Source organism: Kitasatospora sp. NPDC094019 (genome assembly GCF_044764505.1).
Taxonomy (GTDB): domain Bacteria; phylum Actinomycetota; class Actinomycetes; order Streptomycetales; family Streptomycetaceae; genus Kitasatospora.
Genome location: NZ_JBIWIF010000002.1, coordinates 593,612 through 620,082, shown reverse-complemented (window position 1 = coordinate 620,082; position 26,471 = coordinate 593,612). Strand labels below are relative to the sequence as shown.

At 74.8% G+C, this 26,471-nt stretch carries 26 protein-coding genes and 1 pseudogene; 12 read left to right on the top strand and 15 right to left on the bottom strand.

Annotation, left to right across the window (positions count from 1 at the left end; all coding sequences use genetic code 11):
• The first annotated feature begins 328 nt into the window (after positions 1-328).
• Genes ACIQ9P_RS07775 through ACIQ9P_RS07755 form a run of 5 tightly spaced genes read left to right on the top strand, consistent with a single transcriptional unit; the run spans position 329 to position 6,297 of the window.
• On the top strand, positions 329-1,318 hold the full coding sequence (locus tag ACIQ9P_RS07775; RefSeq protein WP_402351349.1) for a TauD/TfdA family dioxygenase: 990 nt from the start codon (positions 329-331) through the stop codon (positions 1,316-1,318).
• A gap of 58 nt (positions 1,319-1,376) precedes the next feature.
• Entirely contained in the window at positions 1,377-2,366 is a 990-nt protein-coding gene (locus ACIQ9P_RS07770; RefSeq protein WP_402351346.1) for an ornithine cyclodeaminase family protein, read from the top strand.
• Complete coding sequence (locus tag ACIQ9P_RS07765) at positions 2,357-3,712, top strand: Y4yA family PLP-dependent enzyme (RefSeq protein ID WP_402351344.1); 1,356 nt, start codon at positions 2,357-2,359, stop codon at positions 3,710-3,712. Before ACIQ9P_RS07770 ends, ACIQ9P_RS07765 begins: the two co-directional genes overlap by 10 nt.
• Before the next feature lie 32 nt (positions 3,713-3,744).
• Positions 3,745-4,776 carry a cysteine synthase family protein gene (locus ACIQ9P_RS07760; protein WP_402351341.1) on the top strand — a complete coding sequence of 344 codons (1,032 nt, stop codon included), beginning with the start codon at positions 3,745-3,747 and terminating at the stop codon, positions 4,774-4,776.
• Positions 4,777-4,800: 24 nt separating this feature from the next.
• On the top strand, positions 4,801-6,297 hold the full coding sequence (locus ACIQ9P_RS07755; protein WP_402351338.1) for an MATE family efflux transporter: 1,497 nt from the start codon (positions 4,801-4,803) through the stop codon (positions 6,295-6,297).
• Positions 6,298-6,520: 223 nt separating this feature from the next.
• Here the strand turns inward: ACIQ9P_RS07755 and ACIQ9P_RS07750 are convergent, their stop codons facing one another.
• The 5 genes from ACIQ9P_RS07750 to ACIQ9P_RS07730 all read right to left on the bottom strand — a co-directional run bounded on the left by ACIQ9P_RS07750 (position 6,521) and on the right by ACIQ9P_RS07730 (position 11,092).
• Positions 6,521-7,342: a ferritin-like domain-containing protein gene (locus ACIQ9P_RS07750; protein ID WP_402351335.1), complete on the bottom strand. Its 822-nt coding sequence runs from the start codon at positions 7,340-7,342 to the stop codon at positions 6,521-6,523.
• Positions 7,339-8,157: a ferritin-like domain-containing protein gene (locus ACIQ9P_RS07745; protein WP_402351333.1), complete on the bottom strand. Its 819-nt coding sequence runs from the start codon at positions 8,155-8,157 to the stop codon at positions 7,339-7,341. The genes ACIQ9P_RS07750 and ACIQ9P_RS07745 overlap by 4 nt, the downstream gene beginning before the upstream one ends.
• Positions 8,158-8,369: 212 nt before the next feature.
• Positions 8,370-9,182: an anti-sigma factor domain-containing protein gene (locus ACIQ9P_RS07740; RefSeq protein WP_402351330.1), complete on the bottom strand. Its 813-nt coding sequence runs from the start codon at positions 9,180-9,182 to the stop codon at positions 8,370-8,372.
• On the bottom strand, positions 9,179-9,763 hold the full coding sequence (locus ACIQ9P_RS07735) for a sigma-70 family RNA polymerase sigma factor (RefSeq protein ID WP_402351327.1): 585 nt from the start codon (positions 9,761-9,763) through the stop codon (positions 9,179-9,181). Before ACIQ9P_RS07735 ends, ACIQ9P_RS07740 begins: the two co-directional genes overlap by 4 nt.
• Positions 9,764-10,090: 327 nt before the next feature.
• Complete coding sequence (locus ACIQ9P_RS07730) at positions 10,091-11,092, bottom strand: LacI family DNA-binding transcriptional regulator (protein ID WP_402351324.1); 1,002 nt, start codon at positions 11,090-11,092, stop codon at positions 10,091-10,093.
• Positions 11,093-11,231: 139 nt separating this feature from the next.
• Between ACIQ9P_RS07730 and ACIQ9P_RS07725 the strand changes: the two genes are divergently transcribed.
• Complete coding sequence (locus ACIQ9P_RS07725; protein WP_402351321.1) at positions 11,232-12,968, top strand: amidase; 1,737 nt, start codon at positions 11,232-11,234, stop codon at positions 12,966-12,968.
• Positions 12,969-13,239: 271 nt separating this feature from the next.
• Here ACIQ9P_RS07725 and ACIQ9P_RS07720 read toward each other — a convergent pair whose 3' ends face one another.
• Positions 13,240-13,644, bottom strand: coding sequence for a hypothetical protein (locus ACIQ9P_RS07720; RefSeq protein WP_402351318.1), 405 nt, complete (start codon positions 13,642-13,644; stop codon positions 13,240-13,242).
• Positions 13,645-13,651: 7 nt separating this feature from the next.
• On the opposite strand from ACIQ9P_RS07720, the gene ACIQ9P_RS07715 reads away from it, so the two are divergent.
• Both ACIQ9P_RS07715 and ACIQ9P_RS07710 read left to right on the top strand, forming a co-directional pair.
• The gene (locus ACIQ9P_RS07715; protein ID WP_402351315.1) at positions 13,652-13,819 is read left to right on the top strand and encodes a hypothetical protein; all 168 of its coding nucleotides are present in this window, start codon (positions 13,652-13,654) and stop codon (positions 13,817-13,819) included.
• Between the two features lie 375 nt (positions 13,820-14,194).
• A complete protein-coding gene (locus ACIQ9P_RS07710) occupies positions 14,195-14,845 on the top strand; it encodes a GAP family protein (RefSeq protein WP_402351312.1) in 651 nt (216 codons plus the stop codon).
• Positions 14,846-14,867: 22 nt separating this feature from the next.
• Here ACIQ9P_RS07710 and ACIQ9P_RS07705 read toward each other — a convergent pair whose 3' ends face one another.
• Genes ACIQ9P_RS07705 through ACIQ9P_RS07695 form a run of 3 tightly spaced genes read right to left on the bottom strand, consistent with a single transcriptional unit; the run spans position 14,868 to position 17,508 of the window.
• Complete coding sequence (locus tag ACIQ9P_RS07705) at positions 14,868-15,359, bottom strand: GerMN domain-containing protein (protein ID WP_402351309.1); 492 nt, start codon at positions 15,357-15,359, stop codon at positions 14,868-14,870.
• On the bottom strand, positions 15,356-16,831 hold the full coding sequence (locus tag ACIQ9P_RS07700; protein ID WP_402351306.1) for a sensor histidine kinase: 1,476 nt from the start codon (positions 16,829-16,831) through the stop codon (positions 15,356-15,358). Before ACIQ9P_RS07700 ends, ACIQ9P_RS07705 begins: the two co-directional genes overlap by 4 nt.
• On the bottom strand, positions 16,828-17,508 hold the full coding sequence (locus tag ACIQ9P_RS07695) for a response regulator (protein WP_402351303.1): 681 nt from the start codon (positions 17,506-17,508) through the stop codon (positions 16,828-16,830). Before ACIQ9P_RS07695 ends, ACIQ9P_RS07700 begins: the two co-directional genes overlap by 4 nt.
• A gap of 395 nt (positions 17,509-17,903) precedes the next feature.
• Between ACIQ9P_RS07695 and ACIQ9P_RS07690 the strand changes: the two genes are divergently transcribed.
• Positions 17,904-18,602 (top strand): polysaccharide deacetylase family protein, encoded by a 699-nt coding sequence (locus tag ACIQ9P_RS07690; protein WP_402351502.1) that lies wholly within the window; start codon positions 17,904-17,906, stop codon positions 18,600-18,602.
• Between the two features lie 53 nt (positions 18,603-18,655).
• Here ACIQ9P_RS07690 and ACIQ9P_RS07685 read toward each other — a convergent pair whose 3' ends face one another.
• A complete protein-coding gene (locus tag ACIQ9P_RS07685; protein ID WP_402351300.1) occupies positions 18,656-18,910 on the bottom strand; it encodes a hexameric tyrosine-coordinated heme protein in 255 nt (84 codons plus the stop codon).
• A gap of 112 nt (positions 18,911-19,022) precedes the next feature.
• On the opposite strand from ACIQ9P_RS07685, the gene ACIQ9P_RS07680 reads away from it, so the two are divergent.
• Positions 19,023-19,460, top strand: a complete 438-nt coding sequence (locus ACIQ9P_RS07680; protein ID WP_402351297.1) for a DUF1622 domain-containing protein — start codon at positions 19,023-19,025, stop codon at positions 19,458-19,460.
• Positions 19,457-19,735: a hypothetical protein gene (locus tag ACIQ9P_RS07675; RefSeq protein WP_402351294.1), complete on the top strand. Its 279-nt coding sequence runs from the start codon at positions 19,457-19,459 to the stop codon at positions 19,733-19,735. The genes ACIQ9P_RS07680 and ACIQ9P_RS07675 overlap by 4 nt, the downstream gene beginning before the upstream one ends.
• A gap of 129 nt (positions 19,736-19,864) precedes the next feature.
• Here ACIQ9P_RS07675 and ACIQ9P_RS07670 read toward each other — a convergent pair.
• Positions 19,865-20,251: pseudogene (locus tag ACIQ9P_RS07670) on the bottom strand (transglycosylase family protein); the annotation flags it as partial.
• Between the two features lie 539 nt (positions 20,252-20,790).
• Here ACIQ9P_RS07670 and ACIQ9P_RS07665 point away from each other — a divergent pair.
• Complete coding sequence (locus ACIQ9P_RS07665; RefSeq protein ID WP_402351291.1) at positions 20,791-22,137, top strand: hypothetical protein; 1,347 nt, start codon at positions 20,791-20,793, stop codon at positions 22,135-22,137.
• 269 nt (positions 22,138-22,406) lie between these two features.
• Here ACIQ9P_RS07665 and ACIQ9P_RS07660 read toward each other — a convergent pair whose 3' ends face one another.
• The 4 genes from ACIQ9P_RS07660 to ACIQ9P_RS07645 are packed head-to-tail and all read right to left on the bottom strand — an operon-like array spanning position 22,407 to position 26,462.
• Complete coding sequence (locus tag ACIQ9P_RS07660; RefSeq protein WP_402351288.1) at positions 22,407-22,739, bottom strand: hypothetical protein; 333 nt, start codon at positions 22,737-22,739, stop codon at positions 22,407-22,409.
• A gap of 20 nt (positions 22,740-22,759) precedes the next feature.
• Positions 22,760-23,605: an ECF transporter S component gene (locus tag ACIQ9P_RS07655; protein WP_402351285.1), complete on the bottom strand. Its 846-nt coding sequence runs from the start codon at positions 23,603-23,605 to the stop codon at positions 22,760-22,762.
• Positions 23,602-25,245: an ABC transporter ATP-binding protein gene (locus tag ACIQ9P_RS07650; protein ID WP_402351282.1), complete on the bottom strand. Its 1,644-nt coding sequence runs from the start codon at positions 25,243-25,245 to the stop codon at positions 23,602-23,604. The genes ACIQ9P_RS07655 and ACIQ9P_RS07650 overlap by 4 nt, the downstream gene beginning before the upstream one ends.
• On the bottom strand, positions 25,242-26,462 hold the full coding sequence (locus ACIQ9P_RS07645; protein WP_402351499.1) for a CbiQ family ECF transporter T component: 1,221 nt from the start codon (positions 26,460-26,462) through the stop codon (positions 25,242-25,244). The genes ACIQ9P_RS07650 and ACIQ9P_RS07645 overlap by 4 nt, the downstream gene beginning before the upstream one ends.
• Positions 26,463-26,471: the final 9 nt, after the last annotated feature.

Sequence of the window (26,471 nt, the reverse complement as noted above, 5' to 3'; positions counted from 1 at the left end):
GCGCAACCGGGCCGACAGGGCATACCCCGACCCCGACCGTGCGTCAGCCACCCACAATTATCCCTCTCAGCAGGGAAGTTGAGGCTTCGATGCCCGCGCCGAGCCCGACAGAACTACGACTACGTAAATGTAGACACAAAGTCGGGGTAAGGCTTGCCTTACCCCGAAGACGTTGTTACGTTTCCTGTCGTCCGGCCGTTCGAGCCGCCTTCGAGCCGCCCCGGACCATCACCCGACGAGCACCTCCCGTCGCCGTCCCGCACCGGCGCGGTGATGCCGTGCGCCCGCTGCCTCCCCCTCTCCGTTCCCGCCCCCGGAAGGCTCCGCCGTGCCCACCTGCCCTGCCCCGGTACGCCGTCTCGACGCCGACGCCGTCACGGAACTCACCTCCGCCGCCGCCCGGCTGCTGGACCGCCACGGCTCGGCCACCAGCCCGGCCCTGCTCGCCGACCTGCCCGCGGCCTGCGCCGGGCTCGGTGCGACGCTCCACCGCCGGCTGCGCCCCGTCGACACCGCCGACGGCCTGTTCGTGCTCCGCGGCCTCACCGTCGACGACACCGATCTCGGCCCCACGCCCGGCCACTGGTCCACCGTCGGCGACGCCGGCGCGCTCTGGGACGTGGTCCTCCTGCTCGTCTCCACACTGATGGGCACCCCGATCGCCTGGGACGGCCAGCAGGACGGCAGGTTCGTGCACAACATCGTGCCCTCGCCCGGCCACGAGAGCGAGCAGACCGGCGCCTCCAGCTCCGTCCTGCTCACCCCGCACACCGAGGACGCCTTCCACCCGGGCCGCGCGCACCTGCTGCTGCTGTGCTGCATGCGCAACCACGACGCCATCGCCACCACCGCGGCCAGCGTGCGCCTCGCAGAGCTGTCCGAGGCGGACGTCGAGCAGTTGAAGCGGCCGGTGGCCCCGATCCTGCCCGACGACGCCTACGAGCAGGCCCGGCAGTTCGGGGGCCGCCCCGCACCGGTGCCCACGCTCTTCCCCGCGCCCGACGGCCTGACCATGCGCTACGACCCCGCCTACACCCCGCAGGACGGGGCGGACGAGGCGTGGCGCGAGGCGTACGGGCGCCTGGGCGGGGAACTCGCCCGCGTCTCGGTCGCGGTGAGCCTGGAACCGGGTGACGTCCTGGTCGTCGACAACGACCTCGTCGTCCACGGCCGGGTCCCGTTCCGGGCCCGCTACGACGGCACCGACCGCTGGCTCAAGCGCGCCTCCGTCCGGGTCGGGAACCGGCCCACCCGACCGGCCGCCGAGGCCGGGGAGCACGGCTACGGCCAGACCGCCCTGACCGCCTGGGCCTCCTGAACCGCCCGGGCCCCCGGGCCCGCCACCACCGCCGCTCACCACTCCGAAGGGCACACCCATGGACCGGGACGACACCACCCTGCGCGTACTGTCCACCAGCGACCTCGCCGGCCTGGACATCACCCTCGCCGACGTCGTCGACACCGTCGAACAGGCGTACCGCACCCTCGCCGCCGGGCAGTCCGACAACCCGCGCAAGCTCACCGTCAAGCCCGCCGACGGCCACTCCGTCTCGTACGCCATGCTCGGCCGCGACGGCGTGCGCAACGTCGTCGCCGTCAAGACCTCGTACAAGCACGGCCTCCACGAGAGCCGCGAGAACCAGCACTACTACACGACACTCACCCTCTACGACGACCTCACCGGCCTGCCCGTCGCCATGATGGACTGCTCCCGCATCGGCTCCCTGCGCACCCCCGCCGTCTCCGCCCTGCTGGCCCGCGAGTGCGCCGCACCCGGCGCGTCGACCGCGCTCGTCATCGGCACCGGCACCCAGGGCCGGCTGGCCCTGCCGTTCCTGCTCACCGCCCTGCCCGGGCTGGAGCGCCTGCTGCTCTCGGGCACCCACCCCGACGGCATCGCCGCCGTCCGCGCCGAACTCGCCCGGCACTTCCCGGAACGGGAGATCGAGCTGGTCACCGACCTCGGGGCCGCCGCCCGCGACGCCGACGTCGTCCTCGCCACCGCAGGCGGGCACACCCCGGCAGCCGTCGAGGCCGACTGGCTCCGCCCCGGCGCGGTCTCGATCCTCGTCGGCCACGGCCTCGCCCCCTCCACCCTCCACCGGGCGGACCGGGTGATCGCCACCAGCGAGGCCCAGATGCGCGTCACCGGCACCGACATGGCCGACCCGGACGGCGAGCTCCCCGCCGTCGACCTGGAACTGCCCGTCGTCCTCTCCGGCGTCTCCAAGGCCCGCACCGCACCCGAGCAGCGGATCTTCGCCTACAACAGCGGACTCGTCGTCACCGACATCGCCCTGGGCCACCGCTTCGCCCAGCTCGCCGCCGACCAGGGCCTCGGCACCGAGGTGGCCTTGTGGCGCTGACCCTGCCCGCCCGCCCCGACCCGCTCGCCGACCGGATCCACGGCAGCGGCCTGCTCCAGGAACTCGCCCACGGCCTGCGCGGCCCCTTCCACTACCTCCTGCCCGAGCGGTTCGACGCCAACCTCGCCGCGTTCCGCGCCGCCCTCGCCGACGCCGGGGTGGAGGGCCGGATCCACTACGCGAAGAAGGCCAACAAGGCCGCCGTGTTCGTCGAGCGCTGCGCCGCCGCCGGCGCCGGGCTCGACGTCGCCTCCCTCGGCGAACTCCGCGAGGCCCTCGGCCACGGTGTACGCGGCGAGGACCTCGTCGTCACCGGCCCCGCCAAGTCCGAGCAGTTGCTGCGCGTCGCCGCCCGGCAGGGCGCGCTGATCGCCGTCGACGCCCTCGACGAACTGGAACTCCTGCTCGGCCTCGGCGGCGACCGCCCGGTCCGGGTCCTGCTCCGCCGGTACCCGCCGGAGCAGCCGCGCAGCCGCTTCGGTCTGGACGACGCCCAGCTCGACCGGGCGCTGGAGCGCTGCGCCGCGGCCGGGGACACCGTCCGGATGGAGGGCTTCAGCTTCCACCTCTCCGGTTACGCGGTCCGACCGCGCGCCGACCTCGCCGGCGAACTCCTCGAACTCTGCCTCAAGGCCCGGTCGGCGGGCCTGCCGGCGGACCGGCTCAGCATCGGCGGCGGCTTCCCCGTCGACTACGTCGCCGCCGACGTCTGGCACGCCTTCCTGGCCGAGCAGGGGCCCGGGCACTACCACGGCGGCAAGTCCTTCGCCGCGGACGACTTCTACCCGTACCACTCCCCCGTCGCCGGCGCGGACGCCCTGCGCGCGATCCTCGCCACCAGCCCCGGCGGCACGGGTCCGAGCCTCGCCGCCCGGCTGCGGCGGGCCGGGGTGACGCTCCTGCTGGAGCCCGGCCGCGCGCTGCTGGACGGCGCGGGCTCGTCCGTGTTCCCCGTCCAGGGCGTCAAGGACCGCGCCGGGTACGGGATCGTCACCGTGGACGGGACCAGCCTCAGCCTGTCCGAGCAGTGGTTCAACAGCGAGTACCTGCCCGACCCGGTGCTGCTGCGCGAGCGCGCCGACGATGCCGACGCCAATGGCGACACCGCCGCCGATTATCCCTACCCGGCCTGCGTGGGCGGGGCCAGCTGTCTGGACTCCGACCTGCTGACCTGGCGCAAGATCCCCTTCCCCGCCCGGCCCCGGGTCGGCGACCTGCTCGTCTACCCCAACACCGCCGGCTACCAGATGGACTCCAACGAGTCCCCGTTCCACGAACTCCCGCTGCCGCCGAAGGTCGTCGTCGACCACCGCGGCGACCGCCCGCGCTGGCGCCTCGACCGCTGACCCCCGCCCCGCCGTCCCCACGGAGCCCCACCATGACCGACGCCCTGAACCGCCCCCCGGTGGTCGACCGGATGTCCGACCTCATCGGCCGCACCCCGCTGTTCGAGCTCGCCCGCGCCGACAACGGCGCCCGGCTGCTCCTCAAGCTGGAGATGTTCAACCCCACCGGCAGCGCCAAGATCCGGATGGCCCGCCAGATGGTCCTCGACGCCGAGGAGCGCGGCGAGCTGCACGAGGGCGGCCACATCATCGAGTCCACCTCCGGCAACACCGGCCTCGGCCTGGCCGTGGTCGCCGCCGAACGCGGCTACCGGTTCACCGCCGTCGTCGACAACCACGCCGCCGTCGACAAGCTCCGCGGCATGAAGGCGATGGGCGCCGAACTCGTGTACGTCGACGCCGACACCGACGGCGAGGAACTCCACACCGCGGCCCGTGAGGAACTCGCCGAGGAGATGGCCCGCGGCAAGGACAACACCTTCTTCACCGAGCAGCACAACAACCCCAGCAACGCGGTCGGCTACCACGCCGTCGGCCGCGAGATCGCCCAGGCCCTCGACCACCGGGTGGACGTGCTGATCGGCGCCGTCGGCACCGGCGGCGGCCTGTGCGGGACCGCCCGCGAGCTCAGGAAGTCCGTGCCCGGCGTCGCCGTCGTGGGCGTCGAACCGAAGGGCTCGATCGCCTTCGGCCCGCCCGCCCACGACTACTACCAGTCCGGCACCGGAACCCCCGAGGGCGCCAGCATCGGCCTGCTGGTCGACTACGACCTCATCGACGAGGGAGTGAAGGTCGGCGACATCGAAGCCTTCGCGACCGCCCGCGTCGTCGCCCGCCGCACCGGCCTGCTCATCGGCGGCTCCGCCGGAGGTGTCGTCCACGAGGCCCTGACCCGCCTGGGGACCCTGCCGCCGGACGCCGTGATGGTCGCATTCATCAACGACGGGGGCGAGAAGTACATGGACACCGTCTTCAACGACGACTGGATGAACGCCCGGGCGCTGCTCGACGACGCCGTGGAGGCCGACATCGACGAGACGCTCACCAAGCTCCGCCGGCCCTGACTTCCGAGAAACGTGACACCCACGATGCAGCAGCCAGCCACCCTCGCCCGCGACAGCCGCGCCCTCGCCGCACTCGCCGTCCCGCTCGCCCTCACCCAGCTCGCCCAGGTCGCCCTCACCACCACCGACACCGTCATGATGGGCGTGCTCGGGACCGAGGCCCTGGCGGCCGGCGGCCTCGCCCTGGTCGTCTTCAACCAGCTTCGGACCATGGGCGTCGGACTCGTCACCTCGGTCGGCAACCAGGTCGCGGCCGCCGCGGCCCGGGCCGAACGGGCCCGGGGCCCGGAGGACGGGAACCCGGGTGACGGGGACGGGAACGCCGCCGCCCTCGGCGCGGGCAGCCTCGACAGTGGCGGGGACGCTCCCGTCCGGGGCGCGGGCGACGAGGACGTCCGCGACCTGGTCCGGGCGGCGATGGCGGTCGCCACCCTCGCGGGCCTCGCCGGCGCCGTCCTCATGGTCCTCATCGGCCAGGCCGCGACCTGGCTCGGCCAGGACGCCGCCGTCGCTCACCGGGCGCAGGGCATGATCGCCGCGCTGGCGCCGGGCCTGCTGCCCTGCCTCTGGTTCCAGGCGATCCGCCAGTTCACCGTCGGCATGCGCCGCCCGCAGGCCCTGCTCCGGATCACCATCGCCTCCGTCGCCGTCAACGCCGGGCTCGACTGGATCCTCATCCACGGCACCTGGGGCCTGCCGGTACTCGGTCTCACCGGTATCGGCGTCGCCACCAGCTGCGTCCACCTGCTCTCCTTCCTCGCCCTCTACGCCTCCGCCCGCCGCGACCCGCGGCTCGCGCCGCTGCTGCGCCCCGACTTCTGGCGCGCCGACCCGGCCACCGTGCGCCGTCTGCTCGGCCTCGGCACCCCGATCGCCGCCACCTACGGCTCCGAGGCCGGGTTCTTCTCCGTCACCGCCCTGCTCGCCGGCAGCTTCGGCGCCGCCGCGCTCGCCGCCCACACCGCCGTCAACCAGTTGGTCTACATCGTCTTCCAGGTCGCCGTCGGCCTCTCCCACGCGGCATCCATCAACGTCAGCCGGGAGCTCGCCCTCGGCGAGTACGCCGCCGCCCGCCGGATCAAGAACACCGCCCTCGCCTGCGGCGCCGTCGTCACCACCCTGGTCGGCATCGTCTATCTCGCCCTCCCCGACCTCGTCCTGCGGCCCTACTTCGACGCCGGCTCGGCGGCCGACCAGCGGGGCCTGGAGATCGCCACCGGCCTGCTGGCCGTCGTCGCCGTCCTCCAGTTCTTCGACTGCGCCCAGAACATCGGTGTCGGCCTGCTGCGCGGCCTCGACGACACCGGGAGCGGCTTCCGGATCACCCTGATCGGTTACTGGCTCGTCGGCCTGCCCACCGCCTGGCTCCTCGCCCACCCGCTCGGCGGCGGGACCCGCGGCCTCTGGCTCGGCCTGCTGGTCGGCCTCGCCACCACCGCCGTCCTGCTGCTGCGCCGCTACGGCCTCGCCCTCAGCGCGAAGGCCGCCGCCGACTCCGCCCCGGAACCGGCCGCCGTCTGAACCCGGGGCGCCGCCCGGCCCCGACACCGTGTCGGCGCCGGGAGACGGCAGGGCCGGGGCGCCGCCGAGCGGGGGCTCGGCGGTGCCCCGGCACCCCGCGATCACGCACCCTCCGAGCCCCCGCAGCGAGGCCCGGAAGGTGCGGACCGGGAAGGGCACGTACTCCGACGCGGGGGTGTCGAGCTCTCGCGTCCGGGCACGCACCGGTCCTGGGAGGGCCCGGTCAGACGGTGAGCAGCGCCGGGGAGGCGGCCTTGTCGACGGGCAGGAAGTCGTCCGGGACGGGGTACTGACCCAGCACGTAGTTCAGGATGGCCGCGTGCATCGCCTCCACCGGGGCGATGGTGGCGGCGGTCGCGATGCCGCCCGCGCCGGTGACGTTGTAGGTCGCGAACAGGTAGGTCTGCGCGGCCTGCTCCTCCAGCATCAGGGCGAGCTTGGCGACGTCGCCCACACTGGTGGCCTTGCCCAGCGCCTCGGTCGTCTCGGCCTGGTTGGTCAGCGGCACATTGGTGATCGCGGGCCTGCCGGCCCCGGTCAGCACGGCGTTCCAGGCCCTGGCGTGGTCGGCGTGCTGGGCCATCGCGGTGGTGACGAAGGTGGCGACGGCCGGCGGCACGGTGCCGAGCCGGCCCTTCCCGGCGGCGTCGAGCGTGGCCCGGTAGGCGCCGACCGCCTGGTTCTCCAGGGCGGTGGCGAGCGCGACCACCTTCAGGTCCCCGGTGTACTGCCCCGACTCGGAGGCGGACGGCGGCATCGAGGCACCGGCGGACACCGGCGGGGCGCTGCCGGTGGACTTCCCGCTGGAACAGGCCGCGACGGTGAGCGCGACCGCCGCCCCGCCCGCGCCGAGCAGGAAGCGGCGGCGCCCGAGGTCGCGCGACCGGCCCTCCCGGCGGGCGCGCAGCTCATCGGTCAGGTCCAGGGCACTCGCCCGCATCGCGGGCAGGGTGTCCCGGTGCGCCTGGTCCATCTCGGCCGTCAGGCGGGTGAGTTCGCCCTCGCTGATGGGAAGCTCCCAGCCGCCCTCGGTGCTACGCGTCACTTGACGGCTCCTTCACTGATCGGGGACGCGTTCTCGGTCCGGTAGAAGGCGTCGGGGAAGCCGACGCTGCCGGCTGCCGCCGGGAGCTTGGCCGGGTCCACCGGGATGGTGACCAGGTCGGCGGCGTTCCCCGCGAGCAGCGCCTGCACGGCCAGCAGCGTGGCCCGGTGCTGGGCCTCCACCGGGGCGACCGAGGCGAAGAGCTTGCGCAGGTCCGCGTTGGAGACCTGGGCGACGTTCTTGGTGTAGGTCTGGGCCGCCACGTCCTCCAGGGTGATGGCGAGCTTCACCACGTCGGCCGGTCCCTTGATGGTCGGCAGCGCCTGGTCGACGACGGCCTTGTACTTCGGGTCCGGGTTGTTCTGGGCCTGGCCCCCGGCCTGCGTGGCGGCCGCGTTGAACGCCATGGCGTGGGCCTGGTGCTGCTGGGTGGTCTTGGCGATGAACGCCGCCACCGTCTTGTTGCCGTCCTTGATGAACGGCAGCCCGGCGGCGGTCTGGTAGACGGCCACCGCCAGGTTCTCCAGGGACGCGGCGGTCTGCAGCGCCATGATGTCGTCGGCCGCGGAGGCCGAGGCCGAGGGCGACGGGCTGTCCGCGAAGGCCCGGGTCCCGCCGATCAGCGCGGCCATGCCGGCCGCTCCGGCCAGGAAACCGCCGCGCTGCCACCAGCGTCCGCGCCGGACGGGTTCGGCCGCCTGCCCGAAGTCGATCAGCGCACCCCGCGTGATTCGCAGCGCGTCGCTGTTCAGGTCCTCCGACTGCTCGGTGAGTTCATCGAGCAGCCGGGTGTCGATGTGCTCTGAAGGCATCATGCTCCCGTCTCCGGCCTGGGCCCGCGGCTCGCGGGCTCGTCCGTCCGGGATTCGGGGTGGGGCGCGCCGCGGCTTGCCCGTCGGGCCGAGAAGTTCTGTATTCACCCGTCGGAGTGACGGGTCGGCACGGCGTTGCCCTGCCGACCCGCCACCCGGACCCGCCACCCGGACCGGACGGACGAACCGGGCGGATGAGGCGAGCAGACGAACGGTCAGGTGAACGGCAGCACGAGGACGGGTTGCCCGCTCGGGCGGGCCGATCCGCCCGAGGGCTCCACGGTGACCCCGACCCCCCTGGCACCGTCGATCCGGCCCGTCAGCAGCAGCTGACCGGTCCCGGTGGGCAGCAGTCCGGCCGGGCGCATGGTGCCGGCGTCGTCGAACCACAGCTCGTAGGCGCGGTCCGGGGGCAGTTCCGGCAGGCCGGCGGCGAGGAACACCGCCTGCCCGCGCTCCCGCGACCACACCACCGTGCCGGTTCCGGCTCCGGCGCCTGTGCCCGCCGTCGCGAGTCGGGCGTCGGCCGCGGTCAACAGCTCCCCGACCGCGGCCTGCCCGTCCCGCGACCGCGCTGCCTCGGCCCGGGCCCGGGCGGCCTCGCCCCGCTGGTGCACCGCGATCGCACCCGCCCCGGCGGCCAGCGCCAGGCAGGCCGCCAGCGCGACCCGCGACCGGAGCCGCCCCGGCCGGGCGGCGCGACCGGAGCCGCGACCGACGGCTCGACCCGTCCGGCGGCCCGTGCGAACGGCAGCAGCGGGGCCGCCGCTCCCGGCGGCCGGACCGACCGGCGGCGGCAGCTGGCGGATCCCGGCGAGGCCCGCCATCACCTGCGCCTTGAGCGCGGGCGGCGGCGTGAGCCAGTCGGCCGAACCGAGCCGGGCCAGCGCCGACCGGAACCCGGCCACCTCCTTGACACAGGCCGGACACCCGTCGAGATGCCTTTCGAACGCGGCCCGCTCCGCCTCCGGCAGCGCGTGCGCGGCGTACGCCCCGGTGAGACCGTGCAGTTCCGGTGCCGCGCTCATGATCCGACCCCCAGGCAGTCGCGCAGGCGGATCAGACCGTCCCGCATCCGGGTCTTGACGGTGCCGAGCGGGGCGCCGAGCAGATCCGCCACCTCGGGGTAGGTGTACCCCCGGTAGTAGGCGAGCGAGATCGACTCGCGCTGGAGCTCGGTCAGCGCCTCCAGACAGCCGCGGACCTGCTCGCCCTCCAACCGGTGCTCCACCTGCTCCGCCACCTCGTCGAAGGCCGGACTGTGCGACCGGGCGGCGACCCGCTGCTCCCGGTCGGTGGCCGCCTGCGCCGACCGGACCCGGTCCACGGCCCGCCGGTGGGCCACCGTCAGCGCCCAGGACATCACGTCCCCGCGCTGCGGGTCGTAGCGGCCGGCCGTGCGCCACAGCTCGAACATGACCTCCTGGGTCACCTCCTCGGACTGCTGGGGATCGCGCAGCACCCGCCGCACCACCCCGAGGACCGGGCCCGCCACCGCGTCGTACAGCCGGGCGAACGCCTGCTGGTCGCCCCCGGCGGCTCGGGCGACGAGTTCCTTGAGCTCCGGGCCCCGCTGCCCCGGGACCGGTAGCCGGACGACGGTGTTCATCCGCCCGCCCCTCGGCCGCGGGCGGCGTCGCCGCCCCGGGACGGGGCCGACGGCGGGGTTTCGCCCCACGGCCTCACAGCGGACATCGCGACCTCCCATCGAGGCGGGAGCCGTCCCGGCACGGACGGCTCCCGCGGCACACCCCGGGCATTCGGTGCCGGGCGGGAGCCGGATTGGTGCGCCGCGAAGTATCACTCGTACGAGTGACGGCCGGTCGGGGGGTACGGGTGCGCCGGTCACCTCCCGGGCGGGGTGAGGGCCGGGACGGTTCCAGGACCGGCCCGCGGACTCAGGACCGGCCGGCGGTTTCAGGACCGGCCGGCGGTTTCAGGACCGGCCCGCGGTGGACGCCCGGAGGTTCAGCGCCCAGTCGTGGCGGCGGACGACGCCCGGTTCGGCCGTCCCCGCCAGCAGGTCGCTCAGCAGGGCCGCGCACGCCCGCCCGTACTCCCCCGCCCGCAGGTCGACGGCCGTGACCTGGGGGTTCGAGCCGCGCGCCGCCGCGCCGTCCACGCAGGCGGCCACCAGCAGGTCGGCCCCCGCCCGCAGTCCGGCCCGCGCCGCGCCCGCCAGGACGCCGGAGACCGCGCCGTCGGGGGCGCACACCACCGCGTCCAGGTCCGGGACGCCGGCGATCAGGTCGGCGGTGGCGGCCTCGGCCTCGGTCGGCGTGGCCGCGAACGGGACCGTACGGACGATCACCTCCACGCCCTGTGTCCGGCTCCAGGTCCCGGCGGCCTCGCGCAGCGCGGCGGCCCAGTCGGAGCCCGGCCCGGGGGCCAGCAGGGCGGGGCGGCGGGCGCCGCGTTCGGCGAGGTGGTCCAGCAGCGCGGCCAGCGAGGCCGCGTTGTCGCAGACCACCGCGCCGCTCGGCGCGACGCCCCCGCCCAGGTAGCGCTCGCCGGTGACCACCGGCACGCCTGCGGCGAGGAGGTCCGGGACCTCCGGGTCGTCGACCTCGGGGTCGATCACCAGCAGCCCGTCCACCCGGGAGGCGAGTCCGCCCGCGGACGCGCTGCCGGGGGCCAGCAGGACGAGGTCGAGACCGTCCTCCCGGGCCCGCTCGACCGCGCCGAACGCCAGGTTCATGTAGTAGTCCAGGCGGGTCGCGGTGCGCGGGAGGTGCAGCCCGATCGCCCCGGTGCTGGCCCGGCGCAGGCTGCGGGCCGCGGTGTTCGGCCGGTACCCGAGCGCCCGGGCGACGTCCTGGATGCGCTCGCGCGTCGCCCCGGACACCCGCCCGGAACCGCCGAGGGCGTTGGAGGCGGTGCTCTTCGACACGCCGGCCGCCCGGGCCACGTCGATCAGGGTCACGGGGCGGCTGGTCACAGCCCGGAAGTCTAGGCCCTCGCCCCCGCGATCTCGCGGCCCGCTCCCGCACCTCCTTGCTGGAACGTTCCAGCACTGCATAAAGTGCATCTTGCTGGAACGTTCCAGCACCAGCTACCCCACCCCTGGAGAGATCCGCATGACGCGTGGATTCGATGTTGTGGAGACCGGTGTCGCCGAGCTTCGCGCGGCACTGGAGACGGGCCGGACCACCTCGGTCGGCCTGCTCGACGCCTACCTCGCGCGGATCGCGGCCTACGACCGCCCCGGCACCGCCACCGCACTCAACGCGCTCGTCGTGATGAACCCCGACGCCCGCGCCGACGCCGAAGCCTCCGACGCCCGCCGCGCGCGCGGCGAGAGCCTCGGCCCGCTCGACGGCATCCCCTACACCGCCAAGGACAGCTACCTCGCCAAGGGCCTCACCGCCGCCGCCGGCTCCCCGGCGTTCGAGCACCTCGTCGCCCAGCGCGACGCCTTCGCGATCGAGCGGCTGCGCGCCGCCGGCGCCGTCCTGATCGGCCTCACCAACATGCCGCCGATGGCCAACGGCGGCATGCAGCGCGGCGTCTACGGGCGCGCCGAGAGCCCCTACAGCGCCGACTGGCTCACCAGCGCCTACGGCTCCGGCTCCTCCAACGGCTCCGGCACCGCCACCGCCGCCTCCTTCGGCGCGTTCGGCCTCGGCGAGGAGACCTGGTCCTCCGGCCGCGCCCCCGCCTCCAACAACGCCCTGTGCGCCTACACCCCCAGCCGCGGCGTGATCTCGGTGCGCGGCAACTGGCCGCTGGTCCCGACCATGGACGTCGTGGTCCCGCACACCCGCACCATGGCCGACCTCCTCGAACTGCTCGACGTCGTCGTCGCCGACGACCCGGACACCCGCGGCGACCTGTGGCGCGCCCAGCCCTGGGTGCCGATCCCCGCCGCCTCCCAGGTCCGTCCCGCCTCCTACCCGGCCCTCGCCCCCGCCGACGCGGCGGCCGCCCGCGCGGCCCTCGCCAGCAAGCGCGTCGGCGTCCCCCGGATGTACATCAACGCCGACCCCGAGGCCGGGACCAACCCCGAGGGCGGCATCGGCGGCCAGACCGGCCAGCCGATCGAGACCCGCGCCTCCGTCCTCGACCTGTGGCAGGCCGCCCGCCGCGACCTGGAGGCCGCCGGCGCCGAGGTCGTCGAGGTCGACTTCCCCGTGGTCACCAACTACGAGGCCGACCGCCCCGGCGCGCCGTCCCTGCTCACCCGCGGCCTGGTCGGCCGCGACTTCCTCGCCGTCGAGATCGAGGACCTCTCCGCCTGGGCCTGGGACGACTTCCTGCGCGCCAACGGCGACCCGGAGCTCAACACCCTGACCCAGGTCGACGGCGACGGCATCTGGCCCAAGCACAACGGCGAGCTCCCCGACCGCTACCCCGGCTTCGACGACACCATCGGCGACTACCCGCGCTTCGTGCGCGAGCGGCCGTACGCCTCCTTCACCGACATGCCGCACCTGGAGGACGGCCTGCGCGGACTGGAGCAGACCCGCCGGACCGACCTGGAGGACTGGATGGACGGACTCGGCCTGGACGCCGTGGTCTTCCCCACCGTCGCCGACGTGGGCCCGGCCGACATGGACGTGGACGAGGCGTCCGCGGACCTCGGCTGGCGCAACGGCGTCTGGGTCGCCAACGGCAACCTCGTCCCGCGCCACCTCGGCATCCCGACCGTCAGCGTGCCGATGGGCACCATGGCCGACATCGGCATGCCGGTCGGCCTCACCTTCGCGGGCCGCGCCTACGACGACACCGCCCTGCTCACCCTGGCCGCCGCCTTCGAGGCCACCGGTGACCGCCGCACCACCCCGCTCCGCACCCCGCGGCTCACCGCCGAGTGAGCCCCCGGCGTGGGGGGCCCCCCCCCGGGGCGCGCCCCCCCCCGGGCCGCGCGGGGCGGCGCGGGGCGGGGCGGGGGCCCCCCCCCCCCCCCCCCCCCCCCCCCCCCGGGGCCCCCCCCCGGGGGCCCCCCCCGGGGGGGGGCCCCCCCCGGGGGGCCCCCACGCCCTCGGGACGGCTCGGGACGGCTCGGGACGGCTCGGGCCTCCGCCGCCCGGCCGTCCGCCGCCCCGGGCCAGCACCGCCGCCCCGGGTCAGTACCGCCGCCCCGGGTCAGTACCGCTGGGCCTGGGCGACCCGCGGGACCAGCGCCTTGTCCCGGTCGAGCGGGCTGAACGCCGTCGGGGCGGCCGTCGCGCCGGCGGCCAGGTCCTTCACGTTCAGGAACGTGGTGTCCACCACCGAGCCCCCGTCCAGGAACTCCACCTTGATCGCGTAGGAGGCCGTGTCACGGGTGCTGTTCACCACCGTGACCAGCGCCGCGTTGAAGCCGGCCGCCTGCGCCTTCGGCAGCCCGGTGATCGTGACGTCCGAGGTCGCGTTGCCCGCGCCCTCCACCTTGGCCAGCGCCGCCTGGGCCTCGGCGCGCCCGGCCGCGATCTGCGCCGAGACCGAAGCCTCGAACGAGGCCGCCGCCGCCGAGGCGGAGGCCGCGGCGGCCGACACGGACTCCAGCACCGACTCCTTGGCCGAGGCCAGGGCCGACGGCACCTGCCCGGAGAAGGAGTTCGCGTCCGGGGAGAACGGGCGCGAGCTCGTCGCCGGCGAGGAACTCGTCGAGGACGAGGAGCACCCGGCCGCCACCAGGACCGCGCAGCCCAGCGCGACCGCCGTGAGCGCCGATCGCCGGTGAGCGGAGGAGGCCGCGGGAGCCCGGTGGGACCCGTCGAGGAATCGTGACATGGGTCGCTGCCTTCGCGTCGCGGTCGGACCACGAACGGTCCGGACCTGCTGCGCTCCAGCTTCGGCGCCCGGTGGACGGCCCCGCGAGCGTGCGTGGGCCGAACGGGCCACCCGGCCCGGCAGGGGACCCGCACCGGCACCCGCACCCGCACCCGGGCGGGATCCGCACGAGGTGGCCGCGCCCCGGGACGGGTCCCATCATGGAACCGGGGGCGTGCGCCGCCCTGCTGTTCCGGCGGCCCGCTTCCGCCGAACGGGTCGTCCGTCGCGGACCCGGGCCGGTGCGCGGGGCGGTACCGCGACGCGAAGTGGCGGGAGGACGCCCGTGGGTGTGGTCGGCGAGGTGACGCCGCTCGCGCTGGGCATCGCGTTGTCACCGGTCCCCGTCGTCCCGGCGATCTTCCTGCTGTTCACGCCGCGGGCCAGGGCGACCGCCGGAGCGTTCCTGCTCGGCTGGACCGCCGGGATCCTCGCGGCGGCCTCCGCGTCGGCCGCGCTCGCCGTCGTCGTCGAGGCCCGGGAGGAGACACCCGCCTGGGCCTCCTGGACCAGGATCGTCCTCGGCCTGGTCCTCCTGCTGCTCGCGGCCCGGATGCGGGCCACCGGCGGGAAGAAGGGGACCCCGGCCTGGATGCGGACCCTGACCGGCGCGACACCCGCCAAGGCGCTGCGGCTGGGCCTGCTGCTGTCGGCGGCCAACCCCAAGGTCCTGCTGCTGTCCGCGGCCGCCGGGCTGACGATCGGCTCCGCCGAACTCGGCGCGGGCCGCGGCACCGCCGCCCTGCTGGTGTTCACGGCCGTCGCCGTCTGCACCGTCGCGCTGCCGCTGCTGCTCCACCTCGCCGCGGGGGAGCGCGTCCTCGGACCGCTGGGCCGGGTGCGGGCCTGGCTGGAGACCCACAACAGCGCCGTCACCGCCGTCGTGCTGTCCGTGATCGGTGTCCTGCTGGTCGTCGAGGGCGCCACCGCGCTGTGACCGCCCTCGGCCGGGCCCGGCGTCAGCCCGCGCGGTGGAGGTCGCACTGCTGCTGGACGGCGGAGGGGGCGTCGCTGCTGACGATGGAGACCCTCGGGGGCGGCCCGGGCGCCGGAGCGTCCTCGGTGGTGCAGACGAGTTGCTGGACGGCGGTGGTGGTCAGGGACGCGGTCGGCCAGGACAGGCGCAGGGTGACGAGGCCCGGGGTGCTGGTGGCGAGGACGGTGGCGGAGGCGGGCAGTGCGCTGTAGAACCCGGCCCGGGCCTCGGCGTCGTCGGGGCCGGCCAGCAGGGTGTTCAGGGTCTGCTGCAGGTCCTGCCGCACCGGGCCCGGGCGGATCGCCAGCCCGATGCCCTGCGGTCCGGGGAAGTACAGCCGGGTGCCCGGCTGGATACCGGTGGCGGCCCGGCCGCTCCTGACCGCGCCGGTGCTGGGGATCGAGCAGCCGGTGGCCAGCAGGAGCAGCGAGGCCGCGCCCACGACAAGGCGGCGGTGGCGGTGGCGGAGGGTCACGGGGAGTCCTCCGTCGGATCGCCGTCGAGCGGGGCGGGCCCGCGGGGCAGGAGGAGGGTGAACACCGCACCGCCGTCGGGAGCGTTGGCCGCCTCGATGACGCCGCCGTGCAGGCGGGCGTTCTCCTGGGCGATGGCCAGCCCGAGGCCGCTGCCCTCGGACCGCCGGCGCGCCTTGTCGGCCTTGTAGAAGCGGTCGAAGAGGTGCGGCAGTTCGGCGGGCGGGATGCCGGGGCCGCGGTCGGTGACGGTGAGCACGAGGTCGTCGTCCGCCTCCCGCAGGCGCAGCCGGACCGGCGGTCGGCCGTGGCGCAGGGCATTGCCGACGAGGTTGGCGACGATGACGTCGAAGCGACGCGGGTCGAGCCGGACGGGCAGCGCTCCGGGCAGGTCCAGCTCGACCCGGTCGCGCCAGCCGCGGAGGTCCAGGGTCTCGCGGACGGCGGTGGCGGCGTCGACGGACTCGGTGTGCAGCGGGGCGGCCCCGGCGTCGAGGCGGGAGATCTCGATCAGGTCGTTGACCAGCCTGGCCAGCCGGGCGGTCTCGTTGCTGATCATGCGCAGCGCGGTGGCGGTGTCCTCGGGCAGTTGCTCGGCGTCCTCGTCGAGGATGTCGGTGACGGCGACCATGGCGGCCAGCGGGGTGCGCAGTTCGTGGGAGACGTCGGCGGCGAACCGCCGGCCCTGGGACTCGACCGCCCGCAGGTCCTCGATGGTGCCCTGAAGGGTGCGGGCGGTGTGGTTGAACGTCTTGGAGAGCTGGGCGAGCTCGTCGTGCCCGGTGACGGTGAGGCGGGTGTCGAGCCGGCCCTGGGCGAGGGCGTGGGCGGCGTCGCCCAGGGCCCGGACCGGGCGCAGTACCTGGCGGGCGGCGAGCAGGGCGAGCCCGGCGGCGAGGACGAGGGCGAAGACGCCCGCCCCGGCGGCGGCGGCGAGCAGGCCGGTGGCGGCGTTCTGCTCGCGGTCGAGCGGGAGGACGGCGTAGACGGTGAGGCCGGAGGGCGCGTGGGGCGCGGCGGCACCGGTGACGGGGACGCCGGTGGCGAGCCAGGGCCGGCCGTCGGCGGTGAAGCGCTGGAACGCGGCGTGGCCGGCGGTCACCGTCGCGGTCAGGGCGGGCGGGACGTCGACGGGCTGGGTCCACTCGGAGTGGTCGTCGCCGTGGGCGGCCAGCACCCGCCAGTCGCGGAATCCGGCGGTTCCGGACAACTGTCCTACCAGGCTGTCGAGTTCACCTTGGGTCGGCGGGAAGGGCAGGCCGGGGGCGAGGGTGTCGACGCGGCGGCGCAGCTCGTCCAGGGTGGTGTCCTGGGTGAGTTCCAGGGTGGAGTTGGTGGCGGCCCGGTAGGTGAGGGCGGCGGTGGCGAGCGCGCTCAGCGCGGCGACGGCGAGGAACCCGGCCAGCATCCGGGGCCGCAGGCCGGCGAGCGCGCGGCGCAGCCTGGTCCGGCGCGGCGGGGGTTCGGCGGTCACAGCGGCCCGAAGCGGTAGCCGAAGCCGCGGACGGTCTGGATGTAGCGGGGCTCGGCCGGGTGGTCCTCGATCTTGGTGCGCAGCCGGTTCACCCCGGCGTCGACCAGGCGGATGTCGTCCTGGCGGCCGAGCCCCCACACCGACTCCAGCAGCTGTTCGCGGCCGAAGACCCGTCCGGGCGCGGCGGCGAGCTCCAGCAGCAGCCGCAGCTCTCCGGCCGCGAGCGGGACCGGGACGCCGCGCTTGGTGACGGTCAGCGCCGCCCGGTCCAGTACCAGGTCGCCGTGGACCTCCCGCTCCGCCTCCGGGCCGGGGCCGCCGGCGCGGCGCAGCACGGCCCTGATCCGGGCGTCCAGCACCCGGGACTGGGCGGGCTTGACCACGTAGTCGTCCGCTCCCGCCTCCAGGCCGAGCACGGTGTCCACGTCGTCACCCCGCGCGGTCAGCATGATCACCGGGGTGGGGCCGGCCTGTCGCAGCCGTCGGCACACCTCCAGACCGTCGATGCCGGGCAGCATCAGGTCCAGCACCACGATCTCCGGCGGCTCCCGGCGGGCGCGCTCCAGCCCCTCCTCCCCCGAGGCGGCGCCGCGCACCTCGTGGCCCTGGCGGCGCAGTCCGAGCGCCAGCGCCTCCCGCACCGAGTCGTCGTCCTCGATCAGCAGTACCCGTGACATAGCGGCCAGTATTCCGCCCCGACCTGCGGGAACAAGGCCGTGGCGCGGGTGGGCCGAAGGTTGTTGCAGAACGCTCATACGCGGCTCACAGCTCCCGCAAGGGCGCGGCGGAGGGTCGTGGACAGAGGCCGGGCAGCGCCGCCGGGCCGTGTCCCCGAAGCCGCGAGGAGCGAACCGCCGTGCGTCACCACCAGGACCCGAAGCCGTCCGGAGCCACGCCGTCCGAGGTCGGGCCGTCCAACCCGACCCCGTCCAGCTGGTACCCCCGGGCCGACGCGCTCCCCCGTCCGGCCCGCCGTCCCGATCCCCGGCCGGCCCGCCGCCGCACCGCCCTGCTGCGGGCGGGCGTCCTGGGCGCGGCGGCGTTCACCCTGCTGGGCGCCGCGGGCGCGTGGATGGGGACGCCCGGACCGCTGCACCGGCTGACGGGATCGCCCGCCGACCCCGCCCCCACCGTCACGGCGCCGGACCCCACGCTGCCACCGCCGGTGGTGGACATGAGCATCTCCCGGCAGTCCGAGGACGCCGGCCGGACCGTCAACCTCACCATCGACGACGGCCCCGACCCGCAGTGGACCCCGCGGATCCTGGACGTCCTCGCCCGGAACGGCGCCAAGGCCGTCTTCTGCATGCTCGGCCCCAACGCCCGGGCACACCCGGACCTCGCCCGCCAGGTCGTCGCCGCGGGGCACCGCCTGTGCGACCACACCGTCAGCCACGACACCGCCATGGACCACAAGGACGTGGCGTACCAGGAGCGGGAGATCACCGAGGGCCTGCGAATGATCCAGGAGGCCACCGGAGGCGCGCCCGTCCCCTACTACCGCGCCCCCGGCGGCGCCTTCACCCCCGAGAGCCGCCAGCTCGCCGCCGCCCACGGCATGCGCCCGCTCGGCTGGAACGTCGACACCCGCGACTTCGAACGCCCCGGCGTCGAGCGCATCGTCGAGACGGCGAAGGCCCAACTGCGGATCGGCCCGACCGTCCTGCTGCACGACGGCGGCGGCAACCGGGCCCAGACCCTGGCGGCCCTGGAGGAGCTGCTGCCGTGGCTGAAGGCCAACGGCTACGCGTTCAGCTTCCCCCAGCGCTGAGTCCCACCCGCGCCGAACCGCGCACGCTCCGCGCCCGGGAGGCGGGGGCGGGGTCAGGGGCGCCAGTAGTTGTTGGCGGCGGCGATGGTCCGGAACTCGACGGCGACCACGTGGGCGGCGGCGACGAGGCTGTCCGGGTCGGTCGAGTAGTTCGGCCGTCCGCCCTTGAGCACGTCCAGGTCGGGCTGGACGTTGTGGACGGTGTGCCGGGCCAGGGTGAGCGCCAGGGCCCGGCCCTCCTCCGGCGTCGCGGTGATCAGGGTGTTGCCGGGGACCAGGACCAGTCCCTCGTCGGGTACACGATTCATGAGCCTTACTGTCCGGCCGCGGGAGCGGTCGCGCGGCCCGGGAGCGGCGGCTGCTGCGCCGCGCGGGTGAGAGGACGGGCCGGACGTCCGGGTCTCGGCGACACTGGGCCGCATGGACGACTTCCTGTCCGAGTCGACGCTGCACGACGTCGTCGACCTGTTCGTACGGCTGGTCGAGTTCGCGGGCGCGCTGATCATCTTCATCGGCGCGGTGTGGGCGTTCGTCCGTTTCGCCGCCCTCTGGCTCCGGCCCGCCAGGGCCGCCGGACCCGGGACGGACCCGCGCGGGGACTTCACCCGGATCCGGCTGGGGATGGGCCGCTTCCTCGTCCTGGGCCTGGAGTTCCAGCTCGCCGGCGACATCCTGCGCACGGCCGTCGCCCCCACGTTCACCGAGATCGGCCAGCTCGGGGCGATCGCCGCGATCCGCACCGCGCTGAACTACTTCCTGGGCAGGGAGATCCGGGAGGAGCGCGCGGAGATCGAACGCTCCACGGGCACCGGACGCCCGGAGGCTCCGGGCCCCGCCGCCCGGCCCGCCAAGGGATGACCGGCACCCTCCTACCGCAGGCGGCGCTCTGGGTCACCGTGCTCGGGATCGGCGCGGCGGCCCTGGCCGCCCTGCGCCTGCGCCGGGTCCGGCCCGCGGTGACGCTGCTCTCCGACTACCTCCTCGCGGCGGGACTGATCCATCTCTCCGGCCGGGCGTCCTGGGCGGCGCTGGCCCTGGCCGCGGGCACCGCCGCCCTGCGCGTCACGCTCGACCTCGACCTGCGGGCCCTCGCCGTCCATCGGCGGGAGAGCGACGCTCCGCCGAGGGACTGAGGTCGTCCCGGCGTGGTGTGCCGGGTGAACGCACGACGCCGCTGGCACCGGACTGTTCCCCTGGGGTGGGGGTGGTCGGGTGTCAGCGGCGTGTGTCGTGGTGCGCCCCTGTCGGGGGCGGGGGTGTTACTTGGTGAGGCCGGCCTTGACGGAGCAGACGGGCCAGGCGCCGGGGCCCTGGGCGGCGAGGACCTTCTCGCCGATGGTGATCTGCTGGGCCTTGGTGGCCTGGTGGGCCTGGGGGGCGTAGGCGGTGCCGCCGAAGGCGGCCCAGGTGGAGGAGGTGAACTGGAGGCCGCCGTAGAAGCCGTTGCCGGAGTTGACGGCCCAGTTGCCGGTGGCCTCGCAGGCCGCGACCTTGTCCCAGACGGTGGCGGGGGCGGCGGAGGCGGCGTTCGCCGTGACGAGGCCGGCCACCGGCAGGGCGAGGACCGCCCCGGCCATCAGTGCCGTCCGGACGCGGTTGCGGCGCTTGGTGGCGGTGGTGGCGGTGGTGGTCTCGTTACGGAAGGTCATGCGGTTCCTTTCGGAGGTGTGCGGGCGTGCGGAACCAGGCCCTGGGGGCTTGTGGTTTCGCGGGGCTCGCACGGCGTTCCTGGTGAGCGTGTGCTCGTTCGGTGCGACGCATTCGAAGTTACGGGGGTGGGGGTGGTGTTTCAAGGATTCGCAGGTTCGGGCACGTCAGTGAGGGGTTACCGCTGGTATGGATCATGAAAATGGGTTGATTTGAAGGCAAATGCCCCGATTTTCAAGATCGAAGATGGCCGAAGGTGGCCCAGCCCACACCCCTCCCCCCGTGAGCCCGCGCACATCCTCGACACCCCGTGACGGCCGCCCGCACCACCGGTGACAGCACGACCCCCACCCGGGTGGCCCGGACCACAGCCCTCACCCCTGGTACGGCTGCCGTCGCACCGCGCGACGGAATCCGCCCCGGACTCCCGGGCGGGCCTTGCGGTGACGGGTGGGCATGACAGAGGATCGGGCCCACTCACCATGATCGACTTCTGCTCGGTCGTGGCGACCTGCTGATTCACTTCCCACCGGGGGTACCGATGACCGCGCACGCAGACCGCCAGCACGACGGCGCCACCGAGGAGGGCGGGCGGCGGCCGGGGCGGCGGGCGCTGCTCGCCGGGCTGACCGGGGCAGGGGCGGTCGCGGGCGGCATGGTCCTCGGCACCGGCGGCGCCTCGGCGGCGCCCGCGGCGGTCACCGCCGGCCCGGCCGACTACGTGGTCGACGTCATCACCAAGGGCGCCGACCCGACCGGCCGCACGCCCAGCGACGACGCGTTCCGCCGGGCCGCCCTGGAACTGCTCGGGGGCGCCCCCAAGACCGGTTACTCGCCCAAGAAGGTGCTGCTCGTCCCGCCGGGCACCTACCTGCTGACCCAGCCGGACTCGCTGCTGCCGATCACCCACGGCACCGACAACCCGGGCGTGATCGACGGCATCTCCATCAGCGGGTACGGCAAGCGGCTCTCCCGCGTCGTCTACGCGCCGACCGTCCCGGACACGGTCCTGTGGACCAACGACGGCCGCTACAAGAACATCCGCCTCAGCGGCCTGACCTTCGAGAGCCGCGACGCCACGGCCACCTTCAACCTCGCGGTCTCCGGCGTCGGCAAGGGCGTCCAGGACACCTGGTACACCGACGTCGAGTGGCACGGCACCTGGAAGGCCGGCATCGTCCTGGACGGCCCGGCCGGCACCTCCAACCTCAACAGCGAGATGGGCTGGGACCACTGCCAGATCAGCGGCTCCTACGCGGACGCCTTCCTGGTGATGGGCGGCAAGCCGACCGAGAGCCAGCAGGACCAGTTCCTCAACTACTGGTTCCGTGACTGCAAGGTCGAGTTCCAGTCCGGCGTCTTCGTGCGCAACGAGCGCGGCGGGTCGATGAACTTCATCGGCGGCTCGTACATCCTCGTGGACGAGAACTCCACCGGCACCTTCTTCAAGCTCAACGCCAACAGCCCGCGCGCCGACTCGGTGATGCGGCTGTACGCGCAGGGGATCCGCTTCGAGGTGCGCGGCAAGGACCACAAGGTCATCGACTCGGCCTGGTACAAGGGCACCATCACCTTCGTCTCCTGCGACGACACCGCGAACTCCTTCAAGTCCTTCGCCACCGACGCCGTCCCGCACGTCTACCGCTTCAACGCGGTCAACCCCTCGCGCGGGCCGATGATCCGCTACCAGGACTGCGCCCTGCTCGGTTCCCACCACGTGACGACGGCCACCGCCACCACGGCCGGCAAGGTGCTCTACGACGGCTGCCGCTTCGCCGACACGGCCACCGCCGCCACCGCCCTGCGCTGGACCGGCCCGACCCCCTGGTACGAGTTCCGCGACTGCCTCGGCGAGGGCGTCCGCATCCCCGACGTCAAGGCTCCGTAGCCGCTCGCCCCGGCCCTACGGTCACAGGCCCGGGGCGGCGCCGGTCCACTCCCCCGGGGCCGACGGCTTGTCGAGGGCCACCCCCGCCCTCGACAAGCCCCGCGCTGCCCCATCACCAGCCGGTGGTGGAGTACCTGCGCGGCCGGGCGCCCGCCGGGACGGTCTGGATGTACCGGCGGGGCGAGGACGGAGCCGACGAACTGGTCGCGCGGGTCGCGCCCGTCGGCCCGTGATCGGCGCTCGGCGGTGGCCCCGCCGCGGTGTCGCGGCTACCGCTCGGGCGAGGCGGAGCCGGTGGCGGGGGCCGGGTCGGGCGGGAGTGCCGCGCGGATGGCGGTGAGCAGCTGTGGCACCCCGCGGCCCGGGGCCGTTCCGCCCTCCGTGCCTTCGAGCAGGTCCGGGGGGAGGCTCGCGAGCAGGTGTTCCGCCTCGCTCAGCAGGTCGCGGCCGCGGCGCAGTTCCTGCTTCATCCGGGAGACCTGGGTCCGCAGTCCGCCGAGCTGACGGCGGGTGGCTTCGAGGCCGTCGTACTGCTCGGGCGTCAGGACGACGACCTGGACGCCGTTCAGCGTCACCACTCGGGGCTTCCCGGCCTTCGGCATGGCGAGGGACCTTTCCGGATTCAGAGGAGCGCCGTTCCCGCGGACCCTGCGGTGGCTTCCGCGATGGGGCGGCCGGGGCCCTCCGGCCCCTCGAAGCGCACGGTGGGCTCGAAGTTGGCCCGGCGGGCGGCACGGCGGAAGACGGTGAGGACGGCGGGGCCGACGACGAGCACGGCGGTGAAGGTGGTGACGGCGCGGCCGGTGTCCCAGCCGAGCGAGGTGGCCAGGTCGAAGAGCAGGTAGCGGTGCCACTGCTCGGTGAAGGGGAGGCCGGGCAGGTAGGCGACGGAGCTGTTGGGGTCGGTGGAGAACGGCCAGAAGGAGAGGTTGAGCAGGAAGCCGAAGAGGTAGCCGGAGAAGGCTCCGTACGCGGCCAGCATCGGCACCTCCCAGCGGCGCCGGATGCGCGGCAGCAGCCCGGCGAGCAGGCCGACGAAGGCGCAGCCGAACATCTGGTAGGGCATCCAGGGGCCGACGCCGCCGGTCAGCAGCGCGGAGGCGAACAGGGAGGTGCAGCCGAGGGTGAAGCCGAAGCCGGGACCGAAGACCCGCCCGGCCAGGACGAGGAGGAAGAAGACCGTCTCGACGCCGGCGGTACCGGCCCCGAGCGGTCGCAGGCCGGCGTTGACGGCGGAGAGGACGCCGAGCATGGCGAGGGCCTTGGCGTCGATGCCGCCGGAGGCGATCTCGGCGACCACCACCGCGAGGACCAGCACCAGCAGGGCGCCGAAGATCAGCGGCGGGGCGTAGTTGGAGCCGAACTTCCCGGGGGCGACGACGAAGGGCCAGGTGAAGGCCACCAGGCCGATGAACGCGGCCAGGGCGATGACGATCCGGGCCCGGCCGGGGATGCGCACGGCGGTCATCGGGCGGCCGCCGCGGGCTCCAGGGCCGCCGCCACCTGACCGACCGTCAGGCAGGCCAGCGGGGCCATGATCTTCGCGGTCTGCGGGGCGAAGGTCGGCGAGGCGACGATGACGTCCTCCGTGCGGCCGTCCGCCACGATCTCGCCCTCGGCCATCACCACCACCCGGTCGGCGGCGGAGGCGACGAACTCGACGTCGTGGGTGGAGACCACGATCGTCCGCCCCTCGGCGGCCAGGGCGTCGACGATGCCGGTGAGCGCCTCCTTGCCGTGGTAGTCCAGCCCACGGGTGGGCTCGTCCAGCAGCACCACCCTTGGTGCCGCAGCGAGTTGGATCGCCAGGACCAGGGCCAGCCGCTGGCCTTCGGAGAGGTCCCGGGGATGGGCCTCGTCGGCGATGCCGGGGGCGAGGCGGTCGAGGATCTGGCGTGCGGCCGGCCCGTCCGCGCGGTCGGACTCCAGGTCGCTCTGGCCGAGTTCCTGGGCGACCGTCTCCAGGTACAGCAGGTCGGTGGGGGTCTGCGGCACGAGTCCCACCAACCGGCGGGCGCGGGCCGCCGACAGCCGCTTGGGGTCGGCGGCGGGCCCTCCGTCGGCGCCGACGACCTGGACGCTGCCGCCCTGCCGGGGGCCGGAGCCCTGCAAGGCCCACAGCAGGGAGGACTTGCCGGAACCGTTGCGCCCCATCAGTGCGGTGACCTCGCCGGCCCGCAGTTCCAGGCCGACCTCCCGGACGGCGACCACCGGCCCGTGCCGGACGACCACCTTCCGGGCTGTCAGCACCGTCTCCCCCGCCGGGGCGGACCGGCGCGGCGGGGGGATCCGCACACCGGTGAGGCTTTCGCGCAGGGGCGCGGCGGCGCGACGGGCGTCGCGGACCGAGAGCGGCAGGGGCTGCCAGCCGGCGAGACGGCCGAGATCGACGACGGGCGGCGCGATCACGGTGTCGCGGAAGACCTCGGCGGGCGGGCCGTGGACCACGGTGCCGTCACCGGGCAGGTAGGCGACCCGGTCGGCGTACTGGACCACGCGCTCCAGCCGGTGTTCGGCCAACAGCACGGTCACCCCGAGGTCGTGCACCAGCCGGGTGATCGCGGCGAGCACCTCCTCGGCCGCGGTCGGGTCGAGTGCGGAGGTCGGTTCGTCCAGGACCAGGACCCGGGGGTGGGCGGTGAGCACGGAGCCGATGGCGACGCGCTGCTGCTGGCCGCCGGACAGCTCGTGGAGCGCGCGGTGGCGCAGTTCGGCGAGGCCGAGCAGGTCGAGGGTCTCCTCGACACGCTTGCGCATCACCTCCGGCGGAACGGCCAACTGCTCCATGACGTAGGCGAGTTCCTCCTCCACGGTGTCGGTGACGAAGCCGGCCGGCGGATCCTGGCCCACCACGCCCACGACGTCGGCCAGTTCGCGCGGCGGGTGGTGCGCGGTGTCCCGGCCGTCGACGGTGACCCGCCCGCGCAGGGTGCCGCCGGTGAAATGCGGCACCAGACCGTTGACGGCGCCGAGCAGGGTCGACTTGCCGACGCCGGTGCGGCCGACCACCAGGCAGAGTTCGCCCTCCGGGATGTGGAGGTCGACATCGCGGAGCACCGGGGCGGCCCCGCCGTCGTACACCACACCGACCTGGTCGAATCGGATCACTTGGTCACCTCGGTGGTCGTGCGGTCGGTGCTGTCGGCGCTGGCGACGCGAGCACGGCGGGTACCGGTGCTCTCGGCGCGGGTGCTGTCCGCGCCCGTGGTGTCGGCGCCGGTGCTGTCCGTGCGCGCGGCGCCGACGGTCGGCCCGGGCGGGCGGCCGGGTGGTGGCGCGATCACCCCGGCCGCGCCGGCCAGCAGCAGGGCCGCCACCGGGACGAGCGGAAGGGTCGGCCAACTCAGCGGGTAGAGGGAGGGGTTGAGGTCGGTGACGTCGTAGCCGACGGTCCCGAACAGCAGGGCGGCGGCGGCCACCCCGCACCCGGCCACGCCGAACTCGGCGGCCCGCCAGCGGTCCGGGCGGTAGGTGGTGCGCCTGACCCGCCGGCCCCCGAGCACCAGACCGGCCGCGCACAGCCCGGTCCCCGCGAACAGGGCGGGAAGTCCCAGCGCGGCGGGGGCGGTTCCGTCCAGCAGCCCGTACACCCCGGCGCAGAGCCCGCACATGCCGAGCAGCATCAGGGCGCCCGTGGTCCGGCGGGACCGGCGGGTGGCGGCCCCCGCCCGCCCGTAGCCGCGCGAGTCCATCGCGGCGGCCAGGTGCAGCGACCGCTCCAGGGCGTCCTCCAGCACCGGGACGACGATGCTGCGCAGCGCGCGCACGCCCTTGGTCCGGCCCGCCCGCAACCTCCGGGCCCGGGCGACGCGTTGGACGCTCTGCACCAGTTGCGGGGCGACGCTGAGCGACACCGTCACGGCGACGCCGAGCTCGTAGAGCGCGCCCGGCAGGACGCGCAGCGCGCGCTTGGGGTTGGCCAGGGTGTTGGCGGCGCCGATGCAGCAGATCAGGCACGCCAGCCGCAGTCCGTCGAAGGCCGCCGAGAGGGTGGCCTCCAGGGAGACCGGGCCGCCGATCTCGATGCCCGCGTACCAGGCGGGGGTGGGGAGGTGCGGAAGCGAGAACAGCAGGTGGTCGTGCGGGGTGATCCCGGTCGCGAAGACGCAGCGGAACACCACCCGGATCGCCACCACGGTCAGGGCCAGCCCCAGGTAGTACTTGAATCCCCGGGCCCACGGTGCCTCGGTCCGGCGGGCGGTGACCACGAAGCCGAGGACCGCCAGGACGAGCAGGAGCAGCAGCGGGTTGGTGGTGCGGCTGGCCGCCGTCGCCAGCGCGAGCGCCCAGGTCCACCAGGCCAGCGGGTGGAGGTCGCGCGGGATCCGCCGGCC